Origin of the sequence: Nonomuraea fuscirosea, assembly GCF_003001935.1 — a bacterium.
GTDB classification, from domain to species: Bacteria; Actinomycetota; Actinomycetes; order Streptosporangiales; family Streptosporangiaceae; genus Nonomuraea; species Nonomuraea fuscirosea.
On sequence record NZ_PVNG01000030.1, the window covers coordinates 140,688 to 161,277 of the forward strand.

The window sequence follows — 20,590 nt, forward strand, 5'->3', positions numbered from 1 at the left end:
GGGCTCCGACAATTTCCGGCGGCCCGATCCTCGGCCAGTCGAAAATCCGTCTCTCACAGGTTACGGCCATCTCCCGCCTAGGCAGGAGTCCTTCCCGATACAACCGCTTGACCTGGGGTTTTATGCCCTGCCCACCCCAGACACGATAGATGATGAAATATCTAGACATGACCGTCCTCGCGGCGCTGCGGGCCGAGCTGGCCTCGGCGACCAACCAGTTGCTGGCCACGGCCGCCTCCCTCTCCGACGCCGACGTCCGCGCCCCCTCCCTTCTGCCCGGCTGGACCAGGGGACACGTCCTGGCCCACCTCGCCGCCAACGCCGACTCCTACATCAGCCTGCTGACCTGGGCGAGGACCGGGGTCCGCACCCCTCAATACAGCTCGTACGAGTCCCGGGCGGCCGCCATCGAGGCCCACGCCGCCCGGCCGGCCGCCCTGCACCTGACTCAACTGGAGGACGGCGCCGCCCGCTTCGCCGCCGCCGTCCGCGACCTGCCGGACCGCGCCTGGTCCGCGCGGGTCGAGGGCATGCGCCCGCCGCCCCATCCCGCCTGGTACGTCCTGGTACGCCGCCTGCGCGAGGTCGGCTTCCACCACGTGGACCTCGCCGCCGGCTACGGCCCGGACGACTGGCCGGACCCGTTCGTCCGCCGCGAACTGCACGACTGCCGCGCCAGCTGGCCCCACGACCACGGCACGGTGAGCGAGATCGTCCTCCTCTCCCCGTCCTCTCACCGGTGTCCCGGTAAGCCCGAGGTCGTCGCCCGGTGGCGTGGCCTCGGGGACGGGCCGGCGGTCGCGGGCACGCCACGCGACATGCTGGCCTGGCTCACCGGCCGCTCCAGCGGTGAGGGCGTTAGTCTGTTGCCCGTGGGGCAGTCGTTCTTGCCAGGCCCCGGAGGCGCGGGTCTTCCACCACCGCCGCCGTGGCTGACGATGCCCGCCCCCGCTGATCTGCCCGCGACGCCCCCGAAGGACTATCCATGACGTACACAGGCGACGTTCAGGTCGGCGGTCCCGCCGACGTGCGCGAGCTGCCCGCACTGACGGTCTCCAAGCTCGCCGTCGGCCCGTACGACAACAACGCCTACCTGCTGCGCTGCACCGAGACCGGCGAGGGCCTGCTCATCGACGCCGCCGCCGACGCGGACCGCCTGCTCGCGCTGATGGGCGAGCAGCCGGTGGGCACGATCGTCACCACCCATCAGCACGGCGACCACTGGCAGGCGCTGGAGCAGGTGGCCAAGGTGACCGGCGCCCGGCTGGTGGCCCATCCGCTCGACGCGCCCGCGCTCCCGCTGCCCGTACACCGCACGGTCGAGCACGGCGACACGATCACGGTCGGCGAGGTCACCCTTGAGGTCATCCACCTGCGCGGTCACACGCCCGGCTCGATCGCCGTGCTCTACGACGGCGGCGAGGCCGGTCACCACCTGTTCACCGGCGACTCCCTGTTCCCCGGCGGCGTCGGCAACACCAACAAGGACCCCGAGCGGTTCGACCAGCTCTTCAACGACGTGGTGGAGCGCATCTTCGACCGCCTGCCCGACGAGACCTGGGTCTATCCGGGCCACGGCAAGGACACCACCCTGGGCGCCGAGCGTCCTTCCCTCCCCGAGTGGCGCGCCAGAGGCTGGTAGACCACGACCGCGCGGCCGGCGCCGTGACGTAGCCCTCGGGCGCGCGGCCCACGCCCGAGGGCTACGTCACGGACGCGGCCGACATTCGGGGCTCCATCACGGGCGGGCAGCCGCACGTGAACAGGTCACGCCCGGGGCTACATCACGGGCGGGCGGCCACACGCGAACAGGTCACGGACGCGCGGCCAGCACGCGCTCGATCCGCGCCGCCGCGAGAGCGGGCTCGTCGGCCAGGCCGACGAGCTCGCCCCACGACCAGCGGTAGAACCATCCGCCGGAGAGCGGCACACAGTCCACGGTCTCGGCCAGCATGAACGTGTCGGGATGGCTGATGCGCAGCGCGGGCGGATGACTCCGCAGCAGGGCGGTCAGCCCGCGCTCTTCCAGCTCCGTGGCCAGCTTGCCGAGATAGTACGTGCGCGTGTGCTCGCGCGGCGTAGCCGACATGGCTCCATCAAAGCCGAAGTAAGACGAAAAATCCCGTCAGTGCCGCATCAGTGGCCGATGCGAATCCGGGCGGCTTCCTTACGCTGCTCGCGCTTGTAGAACAGCACCCGCAGCGGAATCGCGGCGACGAGCGCGATCTGCATGCTCGCCCCGATCTTGATCGGCAGGTCCCCGCCCTGGGGCCAGGCGACCCACACGGTGAGGAACGCCACGTTCACCATGATCCAGCCGAGGACGACCGCGGCGAGCTGCCCCTTCGGCTTGGGGTATTCGATCCGGCTGACCATCAGCCAGGCCACGCCGAGCACGGCCGCCAGCGACCAGACGCTCGGCTGGAAGAGCAGCACGATGGAGATCACGGTCATGGCGCCCATCGGGATGGGCAGCCCCATGAAGTCGCCGCTCTTGGTCTTGACGCAGGCGAACCTGGCCAGCCGGACGACCCCGGCGACCAGCACGGCCGCCGCCGCCGCGAGCACCGCGGTGAACGGTACCTGCGGCGTGAATCCGCCCCAGATCACCACCATGAACGCGGGCGCGAACCCGAAGCTGATGACGTCGGCCAGGTTGTCCAGCTCGGCCCCCATCGCGGAGGCGCGGAAGCGCCGCGCCACGAGCCCGTCGAACAGGTCGCACGTCGCGCCGATGAGCAGCAGCACGATGGCGGTGGCGAAGTAGCTGGGCTCGGGGGTGAATCGCCCGCCGTCGACCTGGAGCTGCTGGATGGCGGAGTAGGCGAGGACGCACACCGCGAGGAACCCGCAGACGGCGTTGCCCAGGGAGAGGGAGTCGGCGGCGGACAGGCGGAACGCCTTGCCCACGGGACCGCGCGGTTCTTCCTCGTCCGCCTGCCAGCTGCCGGCGTCAGCCGTGGTCAATTCTGGTCACCCCCGCAACCGTCTTGTCACCCACGGACACCGCGGGAGTGATCCCTTCGGGCAGGTAGAGGTCGACCCGCGAGCCGAGTCTGATGAGACCGATCCGCTCGGCCTGCTCCACCTTCGCCCCGGCGCTCAGATACGGCACGATCCTGCGCGCCACCGCGCCCGCGATCTGCACCATCTCGATGTCGCCCAGCGCGGTCTCGAAATGCCACACCACGCGCTCGTTCTGGTCGCTGTCCTTATTGAACGCCGGCAGGAACCCACCTGCCACATGCTGCACGGAGGTGACATTTCCCGCAAGAGGGGCACGGTTGACGTGCACGTTCAGCGGGTTCATGAAGATCGCGACCCTGGTGCGGCCGTCCGGCCACGGGTCGATGCTCTGCACCACGCCGTCGGCCGGCGACAGGACACGGCCGTGGCCGGGAGTGCGGTCGGGATCGCGGAAGAACCAGAGCATGCCCCCGGTGAGCGCGCTCAGCGGCACCGCCGCGAGCGCCCATCGCCGGTTCCGGCGCGTCAGCAGAACGGTGACGGCCGCCGTGGCCGCCGTCGGGAGAAGCCACGGGGAGACCCCTCGCGCGAGCCTCACACGGCTCGGGCTTGCAGAATCGTCTGACACGAACAACCTTTGGTGGTGACTGGACTGGGCGCTTTGCCGTGATGTTACAGAACGAGCAACTATGACACGGCACAACTACACAAGCAAAGCGCCTCGAAGCCCATTTCGCTAGACCTGCTCCGAGTGCGTCTGCTCGCCCTTGCGCGCGTCCATGCGGGCCTTGATCAGGCTCGCCACAGTGGTGATGACCATGGTGGCGCCGATGACCGAGAGCGACACCCAGATGGGAATTTCGGGCGCCCAGGAGACATGGCTGGAGTGCAACGCCTCCAATACGAGCTTAACCCCGATGAACCCCAGGATGAACGCCAAACCATAGCTGATGTACACGAGCCGCTGCAGCAGGCCGCCGAGGAGGAAGTAGAGCTGACGCAGCCCCATCAGGGCGAACGCGTTGGCCGTGAAGACGATGAAGGGGTCCTTGGTGAGCCCGAAGATCGCCGGAATCGAGTCGAGGGCGAACAACAGGTCGGTGCTGCCGATGGCGACCATCACGATGAGCATCGGGGTGACCATGCGCCTGCCGTCGATGCGCACGGTGACCTTCGAGCCGACGTAGCCCTCGGTGGTGGGGAAGGCCCTGCGCACCCAGCGGAGCAGGATGTTCTCCTTGAACTCCTCCTCCTCGCCCTTCAGGTGCTGGCGGACGATGTTGATCCCCGTGTAGACGAGGAAGGCGCCGAAGACGTAGAACAGCCAGCCGAACCGCTCGAGCGCCGCGGCGCCGAGCGCGATGAACGCGCCGCGCATCACGAGCGCGAGCAGGATGCCGACGAGCAGCACCTTGTGCTGGTAAAGCTTGGGAACGGCGAACCGGCTCATGATGATGAAGAAGATGAACAGGTTGTCGATGCTCAGGCTGTATTCGGTGATGTAACCGGCGACGAACTCGCCGGCCCGGTCGGCTCCGGAGGTGTTCCACAACAACACGGCGAAGGCGGCCGCGAGGGCGACGTAGAACGTCACCCAGTATCCGGCCTGCCGCATGGAGAATTCGCGGGCTTCCCCACGGTCGACGATCCACAAGTCGATGGCGATGACGACCAACAGACCACCGATCACGGCGATCCAGGCCCACAGGGGTTCAGTCACTCAGACCCTCCGGCAGCATGCACGCTTCATTGCCGGAGGTCTCTCCCGCCCGCCGAAATCTGCGGACCGGCAGCCCCGGGGGCCCCGTGGAGTGGGGCTGCACCGTGATGACGAGGCTGTCGCGAAGGGATACTCCCCTCCCTAACCCAGGCAGTATATGAGAACGGATCGGGCCCGCCTAACCATCCCCCTCACTCACTTCTGGTACGCGGCCAGCACACTCTCGACGACGTCGTCGTCATCCGGCATCTCCCCGCCCCGCCGCGTGGCCGCCTCGGCCAGCGTTTCCGCAGCTCGCGGGCTGGACAGCAGCTCCTGTACGGCCGCGCGCAACCCCTCGACGTCGCCGTACGGAACCATGATTCCGGCATCTCCCAAGATTTCCGGAATGCCGCCCACATTCGAGGCGATGGCCGGCGTCCCCGTCATGAGCGCCTCCCTCAGCGTGAGCGGCTGCCCCTCCCACCGGCTCGGCATCACCAGGGCCAGGGCGGCGCCGAGCAGATCGGGCACGTCCTCGCGGTGACCCAGCAGCGTGACGGGCAGCCCTTCCGCGTCGATCCTGCGCCGCAACTCTCCGCGCAACGGCCCCTCCCCCGCCACCACGAACAGCGGCCGGGCGTCGCGCCACGGCCCGGCGGCGACGTCGAGCAGCGTCTCCAGACCCTTCTGCTGGGCCAGTCTCGCGACGGTGAGCAGAATCGGCCGCTCGCCCGCGCCCAGTTCCTCCCTGACCTCCCGCGGCGTACGCTTCGGCGGCCGGGGCACCGGCGCCGTCACCAGAGCGGCCCGCACGTCGCGGGCGCCGAGCCCGGTCATCCGCTGCCCCAGGTCGGGCGAGACGACCAGCACACGCCCCGCCCGCCGGGCCACGATCCGCTCCAGCACCCCGTAGGCCAGACCGACGAACCCGCCCGCGGTGAGCGCGTTGTGCAACGTCACCACGGCCCCCCGCCGCGCCAGCCCGGCCAGCGCCCCCGCCCGCAACCCATGGGCGTGGACCACGTCGGCCCCCTTGGTCAGCCGCCTCACGGCCAGCACAGCCCGCAGGTCGTTCACCGGGTGCGGCCGATCGGAGACGGCCACCTCCACGAACCCGGCCCCCGCACCGCCGAAGGCGAACTGCTCCTCAACACTCCTGGGCCCGATCACGACGACCTGGTGTCCCCGGCGTACGAGCTCCTCCACCAACGTCAGAACATGCCGCCCCGTACCACCGGTCGTGGTGCCCAGCACGAAAGCCACCCGCACAACCCGCTCCCTCCTCATTTCACCGCTCCCAACCCAACCACCGCCCACTCACTCCATCCGAAACCAACCGACAACCCACCCACCCCGAGAAAGCCAACGACCGCCTGCCCCGAACCAACCGACCAACGTCCGCCCGCCCCGAAATGCCAACGACCGCTTGCCCCGAACCAACCGACGACCGTCCGCCCGCCCGCCCCGAACGAGCCAACCACCCTGTCCGCCCTGTCCAGCCTGTCCGCTTTGCCACCTTGAGCACACCAACCACCAGACACCCTGAGCGAACCGACAACTCGCCCGCTCGGCCCGACCCAAACCACTGGCCTTATCCACACCGATCGGCCGTCAAGCTGACCCACCGCCGCACCCCTACCCATACCAACCGACCGCCGGACCTGTCGCGCAAACAGCCCCTGTCCGGCCCGATCGATCCCCCGCGCCCCTGGCCGCCCCACAGCGAGCCCTTTGGCCTTCCCGCCCCACAGAGAGCCCTCCGGCCTGACCGCCCCGCAGCGACCCATCCGGCCTCCCCGATCCGCAGCGCACCCACAGCGCACGCCCCTGCCCGGATCACCGTGCTCAGCCGGCCCCTGCGGCAACGTCCCATGCTCAGCCCGGACCGCCCCGCCGCAGCATGCCGACCACCGCGTCAGCGTCCGCCCGGTCCACCACCGCCACGACCGCGGCGCCGACGGCCAGCGCCACGACGGCGGCCAGGGCGGCGGCGGCCACGTTCGGCCACAGGCCGCTCGCCCCGAGCCACCCCACCACGCCGGCCCCGGCGAGCCACCCCAGCACCCCACCGGCCAGCGCCGCCCCCACGGCCCTGCCCAGCCCGGCCGCGGCCGGGCGCCCCCGCGCCCGGACCACGGAGGCGAGCAGCGACGCCCCGCCCACGGTCATGCCGACGCTCATGCCGAGCGCCATCCCGCCGATCTCCCACTCCTCGGGCAGCACGAGCACGAACCCGACCTGGGCCACCATGACCACGCACCACCCGGCCACGGTGCCGGTGGCGGCCGCCCGCCCGTGGCCGGCCGCGTAGAGCACCCGGCTGAGATGGGCGATGAGCCCGTATCCCACCAGTCCCGGCGCGAACAGCGCGATCGCCGCCGCCAGCTCGGCGGGAGGCACGTCGCTCTTGTCCACCAGGAAGACCATCGCCCCGGGGCCGGACGCGGCGGCCAGCACTCCGGCGGCCAAGCCGGACACCAGCACCACGGCCCTGGTCGTGCGGGCCGAGAGCGCCGCGAAGGCCGCCGGATCGCCCGCCTGCGCGGACAGCCGGGGGAACGCGCTGGTGGCGATGGGCACGGCCAGCACGGCGTACGGCACCAGATAGATAGCCCACGCGTAGTTGTAGACGGCGATGGCGCCGTTGCCGATCGCCTTGTTCGACAGCACCAGCACCACGATCATGGCCGCCTGCTGGGCGAGCAGCGCGGCGATGCCCGCCAGGGCGAGCCTGCGCACCCGCCCGGCCACGCCGTCGGGGAACCGTAAGGTGGGCCGCCAGCGCAGCCCGAGCCGCGCCACGGGCCCGAGCACGGTCAGCACCAGCGCCAGCACTCCAAGGCTGGTTCCCACCGACAGCGCCAGCTCGGCCGGCTCGGGCAGCGTCGCCGGATCGGCCACGCCGCCGCTGAGCGGCACGAACAGCAGGTAGGCGACGATGACCACGATGCTGGAGACCAGGGGCGCGACGGCGGGCCCGGCGAAGCGCTTGTGCGACTGCAGCACGCCGTAGAGGACGGCGGCCACGCCGTAGAGCGGGATCTGGGGGGCGAAGACGACCAGCATCCGGGCGGCCACGGCGGCCACGGCCGAGGTGTCCTGGCAGCCGTCCACCGCGGCGCCGACGAAGAGCCCGATGACCGGCCCGGCCAGCAGCGCCATGAGCGCGCTCAGCGGGACGAGCACGACGACCACCCAGGTGAGCAGCGCCGAGCCGATCCGCCCCGCCCGCTCGCGCGACAGGTCGCCGGCCAGCACGGGGACGACCATCCCGGCCAGCGCGCCGCCGACGACCACCTCGAAGACGATGTTGGGGATCTGGTTGGCCGTCATGTAGGCGGTGGACAGGCAGTTGGTGCCGACGGTCCTGGCGAAGGCGTACTGCTTGGCGAAGCCCACGACGCGCGCCAGCACCGTGATGGCTCCGATGAGCATCGCCCCGCCCGCGACGCCCCGCGCCGTCACCATGCCCACCCGGCCTCCTCAGCCCCGCCGCCGATGACCCCGCCGCCGATCACGCGTACGCAGACATCCTGGCAGGCCGGACCGACAATCGCGCCGGCCGGGTCACACGGCGTCGGCCGGGCGGCGGCCGAGCATGTCGATCCGGTGGAGCACCGGGTTGCCCGCGATGACCTTGGTGAAGCTGACCTTCTCCGCGGCCGCGGTCAGCGCCACGACCGTGCCCAGCAGGACGTAGCGGCCGGGCCGGCCGAGCTGAGTGACGGCGGCGAGCCCGAGCAGCGCGCCCAGGGCGTTGGCGCCGGCGTCGCCGAGCATCGCGCGCTCGCCGAGGTCGTCGGGCAGCAGCGCGGCGGCGGCGCCCAGCGGCACGGCGGCCAGCGCCGCCGCGGCGGGCGAGCCGCGCAGGAGCGAGGCGGCCAGCAGCGGGCCACCGGTCAGCAGGGCCACCTTGATGGCGCGGCCGGGGCGCAGGTCGAAGAGGTTGGCCAGGTTCGCGGTGCCGGCGATGGTGGCGCCGTTGACCAGGGTGTCGGCGGGGCCCTGCGAGACGAGGGCGGCGGCGCCGAGGCCGGTGGCGCCGATGCCGAGGATCTTGACGGCTCCGCTGGTGACCTCGCCGCGGCCCAGCGCGCTGAGGTGGCCCTTGAAGCCCTTGGAGGAGGTGGTGCCGTAGAGGTCGTCGTAGGCGCCGAGTGCGCCGCTGCCGGCTCCGGCCAGCAGCGCGGCGGCGCGTACGCGCGGGGTCAGGCCGGGCGCGAGCGCGGCGGCGGCGCTGGAGCCGGCCACGAACGCGGGGCCTTCGAGCAGCGTGATGGGCTCGCCGCGGTGGTTCTTCCTGGTCCAGCGGCCGCTCAGGTCGGCGGGCCGGTTGCGGGTGAACGCCGCGTAGGCGGCCCGCGCCGCGGCGGCGCCGATCGCGGCGCCGGCGAGGGCGTACAGCAGGCCACGGGCCCGGCTGGCTGGCATGGTCAGCTCCCTGACGTTGCGGTGGGGGACGGAGTGGCGGACGTCTCCACGGGCATGGCGGCCGAGGCCCCCTTGCCCACGCCGTACTGACCGGCGCGCCCGGCCAGCTGTTCGCGGAGAGAATAGACGATCACGACGCGCCCGAGGGGCATGTCGACGGTGTCGACCGTGGACACGCGCTTGGACACCTCGCCCTCGTCGCGTACGGCGCTGATCGCGTCGCCGGGCAGGGCCGTGGTGGCGGCCATCCCGGTCAGCACCGTGCCCATGCCGCCGACGTCGAAGCCGTCGGCGACGGAGACGAGCGCGCCCGCCTGGGTCTCGGCGCTCTCCCCTTCGTACACCTTCTCCGGCGCGAACATCACCGCGAGCGTGGCCCGCTTGGTCACCTCGCCCTCGGTGCTGAGCAGGCCACCGGTCTCGAACGTGCTGACGACGTCGGCGGCGGCGGTGTTGGGGGTGCCGCTCTGCGTCTGGTCGGTCGTGACCAGGGCGGAGGCCAGCAGCGTGGCGGCCCGGTCCCAGCTGGTGGTGGTGGCCGGGAAGACCATGTTAACCGGCTTGAGCTGGTTGACCAGGCCGTCGAGCACGCCTCTGCCCTTGGGGTCGAGGAACTTCTCGGTCAGCGTGACCCGGCCGGAGATCTCCGCCCCGGCCTGGTCGAGCACCTGCTGCACGGACTCGCGCGCGGCGCTGCCGGAGCCCGGCGTCTCGATCAGCAGCACCCGCTGACCGGCCAGGTCTCCCGAGACGAGGTCGGGCGTCACGGAGGTGATGAAGCTGTCGTTGCCCGCCTCGCGGCCCTGCAGCGTGTCGATCTGGGCCCGCAGCTCCTCCTTCGTCTTGGTGAGCTGGGCCGTCAGCTCCTGGGCCGACTTGACCGCCGGCTCCTGCAGCAGCGTGGTGCCGAGCACGATCCCGACCGCGAGGGCCAGGAAGATCGCGACGATGGAGACGAGGTGGTAGCGAAAATCGATCACGAGAAGAGTCCGACCAACCAGAAGATGAATGCGTTCCAGACGTCCTGCAGGCCGTTGAGCCAGGTCTGGCCGAGCGGCGACAGGAAGAGCGCGACCCCCATGGTGATCAGCGCCGTGATCACGAGCAGGAGCAGCTGGGACGTGGTGATGCGGCTGCGGTAGAGCCTGCTGACGCCCTTGGCGTCGATGAGCTTGCTGCCGATGATCAGCCGGGTGAGGAAGGTGCTGGCCATGCCGGAGCGGCCCTTGTCGAGGAACTCCTCCAGGGTGCCGTGGGTGCCGACCGCGACGATCAGTTCGGCGCCCTTGTCGTCGGCCAGCAGCATCGCGATGTCCTCGCTGGTGCCGGTGGCGGGGAAGATGACCGCTTCCCTGCCGAGCTGGTGCACCCGCTCCAGGCCGGGCGCCCTGCCGTCGCGGTAGGCGTGCACGACGAGCTCGGCGCCGCAGGTCAGCGCCTTGGTGGAGACCGAGTCGAAGTCGCCGACGATCACGTCGGGCAGGTAGCCGGCCTCCAGCAGCGCGTCGGCCCCGCCGTCGACCCCGACGAGGACCGGGCGGTATTCGCGGATGTAGGGGCGCAGGGTGGCGATGTCTTCCTTGTAGTGATATCCGCGCACCACGATGAGGGCGTGCCTGCCCTCCATGGGCGTGCGGATCTCGGGCACGCCCACACCGTCGATGAGCAGCTTGCCCTCACCGCGGACGTATTCCATCGTGTTGACGGCGAAGGCCTCGATCTGCACGGCCAGCCCGGCCCGCGCCTCGGCCATGGCCGCCTCGACGGCCTCAGGGGTCTGCGCCTCGCCCTTGCCGACCACGTCGTCGTCGAGGTAGACGACGCCGTCGCAGACCCGTACGACATCACCGTCCTTGACCCGTTCGAACAACTCCTGGTTGGCGTTGTCGACGAACGGCACCCCCGCGTCGAGCAGAATCTGAGGCCCCAGGTTGGGATAGCGCCCGCTGATACCGCTGGCCACGTTGACCACGGCCGAAGCACCGCATGCGACGAGAGCCTCCGCGCTGACCCGGTCAACGTCAACATGGTCGATAATCGCTATTTCCCCGGGCTGGAGGCGTTTTGTCAGCCTCTTGGTCCGCCGGTCGATTCTCGCCACTGCCGTTACACCGGGAAGGTCTCCGACCTTCCTCCCGCGGAGGCCCGGCATTCTGCTTCCCGGAACCTTCATCAAGACCATCCTGCCAGAGGGAAACAGCGCGGGGGCCACGCATGACGCGGCGTGTCCGCTATGTCACCCAGGATCACCTGTCGGCCGCCGCCAGCCCGAGGAGTTCTTCCGCGTGCGCCCGGCCGAGCTCGGAGTCCTCCAGCCCGGCCAGCATCCGGGACAGCTCGCGTACCCGGCCCTCGTGGTTGAGCGTGACGACGCCGCTGCGCACGACGCTGCCGTCGCTCGCCTTCTCGACCACGAGATGCTGGTCGGCGAAGGCCGCGACCTGCGGCAGGTGCGTGACGACGATCACCTGCGCGGTGCGGGCGAGCCGGGCCAGCCGGCGCCCGATCTCGACCGCGGCCTTGCCGCCGACGCCCGCGTCGACCTCGTCGAACACGAAGGTCGGCACCGGATCGGCACCGGCGAAGACCACCTCGATGGCGAGCATCACCCGGCTCAGCTCACCGCCCGAGGCGCCCTTGTTGAGCGGCAGCGGCGGCGCGGCCGGATGAGCGGCCATCCGCAGCTCCACCTCGTCCCGGCCCTCGGGACCGAACTCCGCGCTCTGGGTCAGCTGGACCACGACCCTGGCGTGCGGCATGGCCAGCGCGGTCAGCTCGTCGGTCACGGCCTGGCCGAACCGCTCGGCGGCGGCCTCACGCACGGCGGTGAGCTCGTCGGCAAGGTCGGTGAGCCGGGCGGTGAGCTCCTCGTATTCGCGCGTCAGCTCGCCGATGCGCTCGTCGTCGCCCTCCAGCTCGGCCAGGCGCGCGGCCGACTGCTGCGCCCACGCCAGCACTCCCGCGCTGTCCTCGGCGTATTTGCGGATCAGGCTCGACAGCACCGACCGGCGTTCCTGGACGGCGGCCAGCCGCGCCGGATCGGCCTCGATCGACTCCGCGTACGCCGCCAGGTCGGTGGCCACGTCGGAGATCAGGTAGCCCGCCTCGGCCAGCCGGTCGGCCACCCCCGCGAGCTGGGTGTCGAAGTCACGCACGGCCTCCACGGCCGCCTTGGCCTCGCCCAGCAGCGAGATCACGTCGTGCGGGCCGCCGGCGGCCTCCATCGGGTCGCCGAGCAGCGCCGTGTGGGCGGTGGTCGCGGCGCTGCGCAGCGCGTCGGCGTGCGAGAGCCGCTCCTCCTCGCCGCGCAGCTCGACGTCCTCGCCCGGCTTGGGATCGACCTTCTCGACCTCGTCGAGGCCGAAGCGCAGCAGGTCGGCCTCCTGCGCCCGCTCCCTGGCCCTGGTGGTCAACTCTTCGAGCTGCGCGCCCACCTTCTTGTGCCGTTTGTACGCCTGCGAGTAGGCCCGCAGCGGCTTGACCAGCTCGTCGCCGGCGTAACGGTCGAGCGCCGCCCGCTGCCTGGCCGGCTGCAGCAGCCGCTGCTGGTCCATCTGCCCGTGCACGGCGACCAGGTCGTCGGCCAGGTAGGTGAGCGTGCCCACGGGCACCGTGCGCCCGCCGAGCCAGGCCCTGGACCTGCCCTCGGCCGAGACGGTGCGGGAGATGATCAGCTCGCCGTCCTCGGCCGCGCCGCCGATGTCCTCGACCTGCTGGGCGACGCGCCCGCCCGGCTCGATGACGAGCGTGCCCTCCACCGAGGCCCGGTCGGCTCCCGGCCGCACGCGCGACGGGTCGGCCCGGCCGCCGAACAGCAGCCCGAGCCCGGTGACGACCATCGTCTTGCCCGCACCCGTCTCACCGGTGACCACGTTGAAGCCAGGCGAAAGCTCGAGCACGGCCTCGTCGATGACGCCGAGCCCCTGGATGCGGACCTCCTCGACCCTTGGTCGCACTGCCCACTCCCGTTCACTGCCGTGTCCGACGCCGCCGGAGGCGTTTCATCATGCCCACGTGATCCTACGCGCTCCGCCTTCCATTCACTCAGGCCATTCACTCAGGGGCGAACCCTTCCGCGCCACCCCTGGACAGGAAGCTCGAACTTGGCGACCAGCCTGTCGGTGAACGGCGCGCCGGTGCTCTCCACCCCGTGCAGCCGCGCCAGCCGTACGGGCTCGGCGCCCCTGCGGACCTCGATCCGCGTCCCGGACGGCAGCTCGAACCTGCGGCGCCCGTCGCACCACAGGACGCCGCCAGGGGTGTCGGGCAGGATCTCGACGGCCAGCGTCGAGCGCGGGGAGACCACCAGCGGCTTGGCGAACAGCGCGTGCGCGCTGATGGGCACCATGAGCAGCGCCTCGACCTCCGGCCAGACGACGGGGCCGCCGGCGGAGAAGGCATAGGCGGTCGAACCCGTCGGAGTGGCACAGATCACCCCGTCGCAGCCCCACCTGGACAGCGGCCGCCCGTCGATCTCCGCGACGACCTCCAGCATGCGTTCCTGCTTCTCGACGGTGACCTCGTTGAGCGCCCAGGTGTCGGCCAGCACGCGGCCGTTCTGCCGGGCGAGAACATCGATGGTCATCCGCTCCTCGACGTCGTACCGGCCGGCCACGACGCTGTCGACGGCCGCGGCGAGGTCGGCGACCTCGGCCTCGGCCAGGAACCCGACATGGCCGAGGTTGACGCCCAGCAGCGGCGTGCCGGCGGGCCTGGCCAGCTCGGCGGCGCGCAGCAGCGACCCGTCGCCGCCGAGCACGATCATGACCTCGGCGTCCTTGGCCGCGCCCGCGTCCGCGGGCACCGCCTCGGCCCCGCCGCAGCCGATCTCGCCGGCCTCGGCGTCCAGCACCTTGACGTTGATGCCCGCGTCGACCAGCCGGTTGATCACCAACCGGGCGCTGTCGATGGCGGCGCCGCGCCCGGTGTGCACGGCGACCAGCACGGTCCGATTCATTGCGGCCCTTCCGCGACGGCCCGCTCGATCTCGGCGTCGAGGTCGGCGACCTGAGGCTCGCCTTCCCCCTTGCCCAGCCAGAGCAGATATTCCACATTTCCTGACGGTCCCGGCAGCGGGCTCGCGGTCACGCCGCGCACACTCAGCCCCAGCTCCGTCGCCTTGGCCGCGGCGTCGCGGACCGAACGCGCCCGCAGCCCGGGATCGCGCACGACCCCGCCCGCCCCGACCAGATCCTTGCCCACTTCGAACTGGGGTTTCACCAGCATCACGAAATCCGCCCTGGGCGCGGCCACCGCCGCCAGCGCGGGCAGCACGAGCCGCAGCGAGATGAACGACAGATCGCCCACCACCAGCGTGGGCGGCTCCTCGCCGACCATCTCGGGGGTGAGGTCGCGCACGTTGACCCGCTCCATGACGGTCACCCGCTCGTCGTTGCGCAACGACCAGGCCAGCTGCCCGTAGCCGACGTCCACCGCCAGCACGTGGGCGGCGCCGCGGCGCAGCAGCACGTCGGTGAACCCGCCGGTGGAGGCGCCCGCGTCGAGGCAGCGGCGGCCCTCCACCTTCAGATTCTCGAACGTGTCCAGCGCGCCGAGCAGCTTGTGCGCTCCGCGCGAAACGTAGTCGGGACCGTCGTCGTCGGAGGTCGTTACGACGATGGCGGAGGCGGTGTCGACCTGGGTGGCCGCCTTCTGGGCCCGCTGGCCGCCGACGCTGACCCGGCCGGCCTCGATGAGCTGGACGGCCTGTTCGCGCGATCTGGCCATGCCGCGGCGTACGAGCTCGCTGTCGAGCCGGATCCTGCGGCTCACGGGCGTCCCACGGCCCGCTCACCCGGCAACCATCCACCGGGCCGCGGCCGCTCGCTCGGCGAGTGCTGCTCACCCGGCATCCGCCCACCCTGCACCGGCCCACCTGGCATCGGACCGCTCTGCCCCGGCTCACCCGGCATCCGCCCGCCCTGCGCCAGCCCGCCTGACGTCGGACCGCCTGGCATCGATCCACCTGGCGTCGGCCCGCTCGGCAGGGGCCGTCCACCGTCCGGCGACAGCTGCCCCTGGCCGGCCGTCGGCTCATCCACTGCGGCGAGCGTACTCTCAAGCCCTGAGAACGCCTCGTCGAAGAGCGCGACGTGCTCGTTCACGGGCAGCTCGCCCAGCCCGCCGAGGCGCGCCACGATGGCGTCGACCCGCTCGTCGCCGGTCTCCTCCGGCAGCTCACTCATGACTCGACCGTAACGCCTCCCGGGAGCTGCCGGGACCTTGGCAGGCGTGTCACACGTTGAAGCCCATACGGGGGTGCTAGTGATGTGGAACGCTACCGTCCGCAAAGGGAAGAAAGGATACGCATCATGGCAAGCGTCGAGGACTGCCGGGCGGCACTGACCAAGCTCGTGGCCCAGTTCGACGAGATCGACGAGGCGGACCGGGCCAAGCACGTGGTCGAGCGCACGGTCAGCTGCCGGGTGTCCGACCTCGACGTGATCTTCTACGGGCGGCTGCACCACGGGGGGCTGGACCCGTTCACCGAGCAACCACCCGCGGACGGCAAGTCCGCCGACGTCAAGCTCACGATCGTGAGCGACGACTTGATCGCCCTGGTCGACGGCGAGTTGGACCTGGCCCGCGCGCTACTCGGAGGACGAGTGAAGATCGACGCCAGCTTCGGCGACCTCCTACGCCTCCGCAGACTCCTCTGACCCCACCACACCTTCAGCCGGCCAGGACCACCAGGCTACGCAGGCCCTGGCACCAGCGGACCACACAGGCCACGAGCACCGATCGGTCGCACAGGCCGCGAGCAGCAGCCAGCCACCCAGTCGCCAGGACCAGCAGGCCGCGCAGGCCCTGGCGCCAAAGGACCGCGCGGAGTGCCGCCACCGACCGGGCACACAGGCAATGGCTCCAGCCGACCGCACAGGCCAGCCACACCTGAACCCTCAGCCGATGCGGTCCAGCACCGGTTTGACCGCATCCTCCTCCGCCCGCCCAGCACCGGCCGCCGCCCAGGCGGCGTCGCAGGCGGCCCTCAGCCCGTCGATCCGGCTGCCCTCGCCCTCCAGGAACAGCGCCCCGTCCCGCCACCGGGCCCGCCATCCTCCGCAGGCGCCGTCGCGCACCTCGGGATACGGTCGCAGCAGCGCCCCCAGATCCTCTCCCACGTACGTGGGCCGGTGCCTGGGTTCAGCCGTCAGCGCATCCGCGGGCGTGGCGACCCCGGTCAGGACCAGCAGGCTCTCCACTCCGGCGTTGGTCGCCCCTTCGATGTCGGTGTCGAGCCGGTCCCCGACGACGAGCGGCCTGCGCGCCCCCGTACGAATCATCGACTCCCGGTGCAGCGGCGGCTCCGGCTTGCCCGCGTAGACGGGTTCGACGCCGGTGGAGGCGGCGATCACTCGTACCATCGCGCCGTTCCCCGGCAGCTCGCCGCGCTGGGTCGGCATCGTGCTGTCGCCGTTCGACGCCACGAACAGCGCCCCGTGCCGCACCGCGAGCGCGCCTTCCGACAGCAGCCCGTACGACAGGCCCGGGGCGATCCCCTGCACCACGGCGGCCGGCGATGCGGCGGCCGTCGAGACGGGCCGCAGCCCCTGATCGCGCACGGCCAGGCGCAGTCCCGAGCCGCCGACCACGAGCACGTTCGCGCCGGGCGGAACCCGCTCGGCGATCAGCCGGGCGGCGGCCTGCGCCGAGGTCACCACGTCACCGGCCTCGGCGGGCGCGCCCAGCTCGCGCAGGTGCGCGGCGATGGCGGACGGGGTACGGGAGGCGTTGTTGGTCACGTACGCCAGCCGGGCGCCGCGCCGCTGAGCCTCCTCCAGCGCCTCCGGCGCTCCGGGCACCGCGTGGCTGCCGAGATAGACCACGCCGTCGAGGTCGAGCAGCAGGGTGTCATAGCCGTCGATCAGCACAGGGCCTCTTCCCGTTTGACTCTCACGCTGCGTGAGACTTTAGCGTCCTCCTCATATTCACCTGAGGAAGGGATGACCATGTCCGCACCACTCGACCTGACCCCGCAGGAGCGCGCCGAGCTGTTCGGCGGCTTCGACCCCGACGACCACGCGGCCGAGGCCGAGCAGCGCTGGGGCGGTACCCAGTCCTGGACGGACGCCATGCGGCGCTCGTCGGCGTACACGAAGCAGGACTGGCAGCGCTTCATGGCGGAGGCGGGCGACATCAGTTCGCGGATGGCGGACGCGATGCGCTCGGGCGCACCGGCGGACGGGGAGACCGCCATGAACCTGGCGGAGGAGCATCGGGCCCATATCACCCGCTGGTGCTACGAGTGCACGTACGAGATCCACCGCGGGCTCGGCGACATGTACGTCAGCGACCCCCGCTTCACCGCCTCCATCGACGCCACAGCCCCCGGCCTGGCCGCCTACTACCAAGCTGCCATAACCGCCAACGCCGACCGCCACACCGCCTGACACCACACCCGCAGAAAGCCATCAGCCGGCCGGCAGATCCATCCTGAACGAATTCGCCGACCCCGCCGCAACAGACGAGCCCGATCGAAAGAGCAGCCGGACCAGAGAACGCTTCGAACGACAAGGGCGCCCGAACGAAACAACAGCCCAGCCGAAGAAACAGCCTGAAGGCGAGGAGAGGTACGGACGAAAGGAGGCCGTAACCCAACTCACAAATCCGATTCACAAAAGCGTTGAGGACTTATGGCGGGCAGGTGGCCGGGCCGGCGATCACATCTCCCGTCGTGCGCGCAACGTCGCCCGCACGCTCTTCAAAGCCGACACATAATGCCGCTCATCCGGTCGCATGGCCACCGCGATCGCCAGCGGTTCCTGCGCCCCTTCCACATCCCCCGTCCGCCACAACGCCAGCCCAAGCCCGAAATAGGCGTAATCCTCGGCCGGGTTCGCATCCACGATCTGCCGGAAGCTGGCCGCCGCCTCGGCATACTGCCGGGAGTTGAACTGCGCCCGGGCCAGCGCCTCAAGAATGCTGCGCGATTCGGGCTCCGCGGCGGCGGCCCGTTCGAGCAGCGCCGCGGCGGCCGCCGGGCTCCCCTCTTTCAGCAAGCGGACGCCACGCTGATACCAGTCGTAAACACCACCCAGGGGGGCGCCTGGGTTCTCATCATGAACGTTTCCCTCGTGAGCCATGTGTGGGGACTCCTTCATCGCTGTACGGCTTCCCCCGCTCCGCCCTGACGCGGAACGGGCACGACTGCGACCATGGGGCGACTTCCGGAAGGTTTGAGCACTTATGGCAGCATGCCCGGTATGGGGACTCCTGAACTGCCGGTGCCGGACGGCCTGGTGCTACGGCCCTTCCGGGGCGTGCGTTTCGCTGTCGAAGATCCCGCCAAGGTGACCTCCCCGCCGTACGACCTGATCTCCGACGCCGACGTCGAGGCCCTCCTGGACTCTCACCCGAACAACGTCGTACGCCTCATCCTTCCCTGCTCCACTCCCAGCGACTCCTCGTCCACGGCCCACCACGCCTCGGAACCGCCCGCCCCACCCGCTCACCGCCCAGCCGCAGCCTCCCTCACCACCGACCCCTCACCCACTGCCGACAACCCCTCGGCGCCCAGCACACCGCCCCACAACACAACGGACAAGACCTCACCCACCTCGCCGACCTCACCGACCTCACCGACCTCACCGACCTCACCGACCTCACCGACCACCGACGACACACCAGCCACCCACCAGCCCTCAAAACCTGAAACCTCAACCCATCTCCGGCCGGACGTGGCCTCTCCGACCGCCACCCAGTCGTCGCCTACCGCCGATCACGCCTCACAACCCAGCACACCGCCCCACAACACAACGGACACGACCTCACCGACCTCACCGACCTCACCGACCTCACAGACCTCACAGACCTCACAGACCTCACAGACCTCACAGACCTCACAGACCTCACCGAGCACCGACGACGCAGCAGCCACCCACCAGCTCACAGAACCCGGAGCCCCGCCCCACTTCCGGCCGGACGCGTCATCTCCAACCGGCGAGGTACCAGTCGAAGCCCGTTACGCCGAGGCCGGGAGAACGCTCAAAGCATGGCTGGCGGAAGGCGTGCTGGTCCCGGACGAGGTACCGGCACTGTACGTCTACGAGCAGAGCGGCCCCGATGTCTTCCAGCGAGGCCTGATCGGAGACGTCGGCCTGGCCGACCCCGCGCAGCGCATCATCCTGCCGCACGAGGACGTCATGCCAGGCCCCGTCGCGGACCGCCTCGCCCTCATGAGCACCACCCAGGCCAACCTCGAGCCCATCTTCCTGCTGTACGAGGGCGGCAGCGGCACCGCCACTGCCCTGGTGGACGAGGTGGCCGCCAAGCGACGCCCGCTGGTGACCGCCCATACCGAAGACGGCCTGACCCACCGCCTCTGGGCCATCACGGACCCGGTGGAGATCGCCGCGATCAACGCCGACCTCCACCACCGCCAGGCCCTGATCGCCGACGGCCACCACCGCTACGCCACGTACCGCGTCCTGCAACGCCAGGAACACGCCACCGCCCGCGAGCCCGGCATCAGCACCCCCAGCACAAGCCTCCCCGACACCAGCAGCCCCAGCGAGGGCCATACCAGCGCAGGCGAATCCAGCAAGGCCGACACCAACGCAGGCAACCTCAGCCAAACCCCTACCGACCCTGACAACACCGGCGAAGCCCGCACCCCCGCAGCCGACCCCAGCAAGGCCCACGCCAGCACAGACGAACCCAGCCGATCCCAAAGCAACGCAGACAACCCCAGTGAGGCCCACGCCAGCACAAACGAACCCGGCCAAGCTCAAATCACCGCGAGCGACCCCAACAAGGTCCGCGCCAGCACCGGCAAACCCAGCCAAGTCCGTACCAACGCAGGCAACTCAAGCGGGGCCCGCGCCAGCGCAGGCGACCCCGGCCAAGCCCAAACCAACGCGGGCAATCCCGGCGCGGGACGGGCTGGGCCGTGGGACTTCGGGCTGGCGCTGCTCGTGGACAGCGCCGCGTACCCGCCCGACCTCAAGGCCATCCACCGCGTGATCCCGGGCCTCCCCCTCAGCGAGGCCACCGAGCGGGCGCGGAGCTTCTGGCAGGTGCGGTACTACGACGACCTGGCGAGCGGCCTGGCCGCGCTGGACAGCGTGCCGGAGCCCGCCTTCCTGTTGGCCGGCGAGGGAGGCTCGAGGCTGCTCACCGACCCGGATCCGGTGCGGCTGGCCCGCGCCATGCCGCCCGATCACTCCGACCGGTGGAACTCGCTCAACACCTCCATCCTCACCGAGTTCGTCCTGCCCGTGGTGTGGGGCATGCGCGACAACGACCGGACCGTGCGCATCGTCCACCACGACACCGACGCCGCGGCCCGGCTCGCCGTACGCACGGGCGGCACCGCCGTGATCCTCAGGCCGCTAGCGATCGAGGACGTGCTGGCGGTGGCCGCCGGCGGCGAACGCGTGCCCCGCAAGTCCACCTCCTTCGGCCCCAAACCGAGAACCGGCCTGGTCCTGCGCACGTTCGCGATCGACTGAGTGCCGGGCCGCCGACGAAGTGCATGCTCTGCCGTCCCGC

20 protein-coding genes and 2 pseudogenes are annotated in these 20,590 nt (G+C 71.0%); 6 read left to right on the plus strand and 16 right to left on the minus strand.

Translation table 11 applies throughout. The annotated features are described in order from the left end of the window. Positions 1-167 precede the first annotated feature (167 nt). The gene (locus tag B0I32_RS49105; protein ID WP_181308625.1) at positions 168-989 is read left to right on the plus strand and encodes a maleylpyruvate isomerase family mycothiol-dependent enzyme; all 822 of its coding nucleotides are present in this window, start codon (positions 168-170) and stop codon (positions 987-989) included. Next, entirely contained in the window at positions 986-1,642 is a 657-nt protein-coding gene (locus B0I32_RS49110) for an MBL fold metallo-hydrolase (protein ID WP_106251535.1), read from the plus strand. Before B0I32_RS49105 ends, B0I32_RS49110 begins: the two co-directional genes overlap by 4 nt. A gap of 171 nt (positions 1,643-1,813) precedes the next feature. Here B0I32_RS49110 and B0I32_RS49115 read toward each other — a convergent pair whose 3' ends face one another. From B0I32_RS49115 to B0I32_RS49175, 13 genes are all read right to left on the minus strand, one after another. After that, on the minus strand, positions 1,814-2,089 hold the full coding sequence (locus B0I32_RS49115; protein WP_106251536.1) for a hypothetical protein: 276 nt from the start codon (positions 2,087-2,089) through the stop codon (positions 1,814-1,816). A 47-nt stretch (positions 2,090-2,136) separates the two neighbouring features. Then, positions 2,137-2,967 carry a CDP-diacylglycerol--serine O-phosphatidyltransferase gene (gene pssA, locus B0I32_RS49120; protein WP_106251537.1) on the minus strand — a complete coding sequence of 277 codons (831 nt, stop codon included), beginning with the start codon at positions 2,965-2,967 and terminating at the stop codon, positions 2,137-2,139. Continuing rightward, on the minus strand, positions 2,954-3,595 hold the full coding sequence (locus B0I32_RS49125; RefSeq protein WP_181308627.1) for a phosphatidylserine decarboxylase: 642 nt from the start codon (positions 3,593-3,595) through the stop codon (positions 2,954-2,956). Before B0I32_RS49125 ends, pssA begins: the two co-directional genes overlap by 14 nt. A gap of 108 nt (positions 3,596-3,703) precedes the next feature. Continuing rightward, the gene (locus B0I32_RS49130; protein WP_106251541.1) at positions 3,704-4,687 is read right to left on the minus strand and encodes a TerC family protein; all 984 of its coding nucleotides are present in this window, start codon (positions 4,685-4,687) and stop codon (positions 3,704-3,706) included. Between the two features lie 195 nt (positions 4,688-4,882). Continuing rightward, positions 4,883-5,938, minus strand: coding sequence for a glycosyltransferase (locus B0I32_RS49135; protein ID WP_106251594.1), 1,056 nt, complete (start codon positions 5,936-5,938; stop codon positions 4,883-4,885). Positions 5,939-6,544: 606 nt separating this feature from the next. Next, entirely contained in the window at positions 6,545-8,137 is a 1,593-nt protein-coding gene (murJ, locus tag B0I32_RS49140) for a murein biosynthesis integral membrane protein MurJ (protein WP_181308633.1), read from the minus strand. Positions 8,138-8,236: 99 nt separating this feature from the next. Further along, positions 8,237-9,100 (minus strand): hypothetical protein, encoded by an 864-nt coding sequence (locus B0I32_RS49145; protein ID WP_106251544.1) that lies wholly within the window; start codon positions 9,098-9,100, stop codon positions 8,237-8,239. Between the two features lie 2 nt (positions 9,101-9,102). Next, positions 9,103-10,080: a copper transporter gene (locus B0I32_RS49150; RefSeq protein ID WP_106251546.1), complete on the minus strand. Its 978-nt coding sequence runs from the start codon at positions 10,078-10,080 to the stop codon at positions 9,103-9,105. After that, positions 10,077-11,273 carry a putative cytokinetic ring protein SteA gene (gene steA / locus B0I32_RS49155; protein WP_106251548.1) on the minus strand — a complete coding sequence of 399 codons (1,197 nt, stop codon included), beginning with the start codon at positions 11,271-11,273 and terminating at the stop codon, positions 10,077-10,079. Before steA ends, B0I32_RS49150 begins: the two co-directional genes overlap by 4 nt. A gap of 73 nt (positions 11,274-11,346) precedes the next feature. Then, entirely contained in the window at positions 11,347-13,056 is a 1,710-nt protein-coding gene (recN, locus tag B0I32_RS49160; RefSeq protein ID WP_106251549.1) for a DNA repair protein RecN, read from the minus strand. Between the two features lie 101 nt (positions 13,057-13,157). Further along, positions 13,158-14,057 carry an NAD kinase gene (locus B0I32_RS49165; protein WP_106251551.1) on the minus strand — a complete coding sequence of 300 codons (900 nt, stop codon included), beginning with the start codon at positions 14,055-14,057 and terminating at the stop codon, positions 13,158-13,160. Next, the gene (locus tag B0I32_RS49170) at positions 14,054-14,872 is read right to left on the minus strand and encodes a TlyA family RNA methyltransferase (RefSeq protein WP_106251553.1); all 819 of its coding nucleotides are present in this window, start codon (positions 14,870-14,872) and stop codon (positions 14,054-14,056) included. The genes B0I32_RS49165 and B0I32_RS49170 overlap by 4 nt, the downstream gene beginning before the upstream one ends. Next, a complete protein-coding gene (locus B0I32_RS49175) occupies positions 14,869-15,285 on the minus strand; it encodes a hypothetical protein (protein ID WP_106251555.1) in 417 nt (138 codons plus the stop codon). The genes B0I32_RS49170 and B0I32_RS49175 overlap by 4 nt, the downstream gene beginning before the upstream one ends. Positions 15,286-15,411: 126 nt before the next feature. On the opposite strand from B0I32_RS49175, the gene B0I32_RS49180 reads away from it, so the two are divergent. Further along, complete coding sequence (locus B0I32_RS49180; RefSeq protein ID WP_106251557.1) at positions 15,412-15,759, plus strand: SCP2 sterol-binding domain-containing protein; 348 nt, start codon at positions 15,412-15,414, stop codon at positions 15,757-15,759. 240 nt (positions 15,760-15,999) lie between these two features. Here the strand turns inward: B0I32_RS49180 and B0I32_RS49185 are convergent, their stop codons facing one another. After that, positions 16,000-16,971, minus strand: coding sequence for an HAD-IIA family hydrolase (locus B0I32_RS49185; RefSeq protein WP_106251558.1), 972 nt, complete (start codon positions 16,969-16,971; stop codon positions 16,000-16,002). Positions 16,972-17,049: 78 nt separating this feature from the next. On the opposite strand from B0I32_RS49185, the gene B0I32_RS49190 reads away from it, so the two are divergent. Beyond that, positions 17,050-17,490, plus strand: coding sequence for a TipAS antibiotic-recognition domain-containing protein (locus B0I32_RS49190; protein WP_245956631.1), 441 nt, complete (start codon positions 17,050-17,052; stop codon positions 17,488-17,490). Positions 17,491-17,760: 270 nt separating this feature from the next. On the opposite strand, the gene B0I32_RS49195 is transcribed toward B0I32_RS49190, so the two are convergent. Continuing rightward, on the minus strand, positions 17,761-18,183 hold the full coding sequence (locus B0I32_RS49195) for a tetratricopeptide repeat protein (RefSeq protein ID WP_106251562.1): 423 nt from the start codon (positions 18,181-18,183) through the stop codon (positions 17,761-17,763). 120 nt (positions 18,184-18,303) lie between these two features. Between B0I32_RS49195 and B0I32_RS49200 the strand changes: the two are divergent. After that, positions 18,304-18,498, plus strand: a pseudogene (locus B0I32_RS49200) (DUF1015 family protein); the annotation flags it as partial. 50 nt (positions 18,499-18,548) lie between these two features. On the opposite strand, the gene B0I32_RS56980 reads toward B0I32_RS49200, so the two are convergent. Beyond that, the gene (locus B0I32_RS56980; protein ID WP_146178588.1) at positions 18,549-18,797 is read right to left on the minus strand and encodes a hypothetical protein; all 249 of its coding nucleotides are present in this window, start codon (positions 18,795-18,797) and stop codon (positions 18,549-18,551) included. Between the two features lie 247 nt (positions 18,798-19,044). Between B0I32_RS56980 and B0I32_RS60585 the strand changes: the two are divergent. Next, positions 19,045-20,550 (plus strand): annotated as a pseudogene (locus B0I32_RS60585) (DUF1015 family protein); the annotation flags it as partial. Between the last annotated feature and the right edge of the window lie 40 nt (positions 20,551-20,590).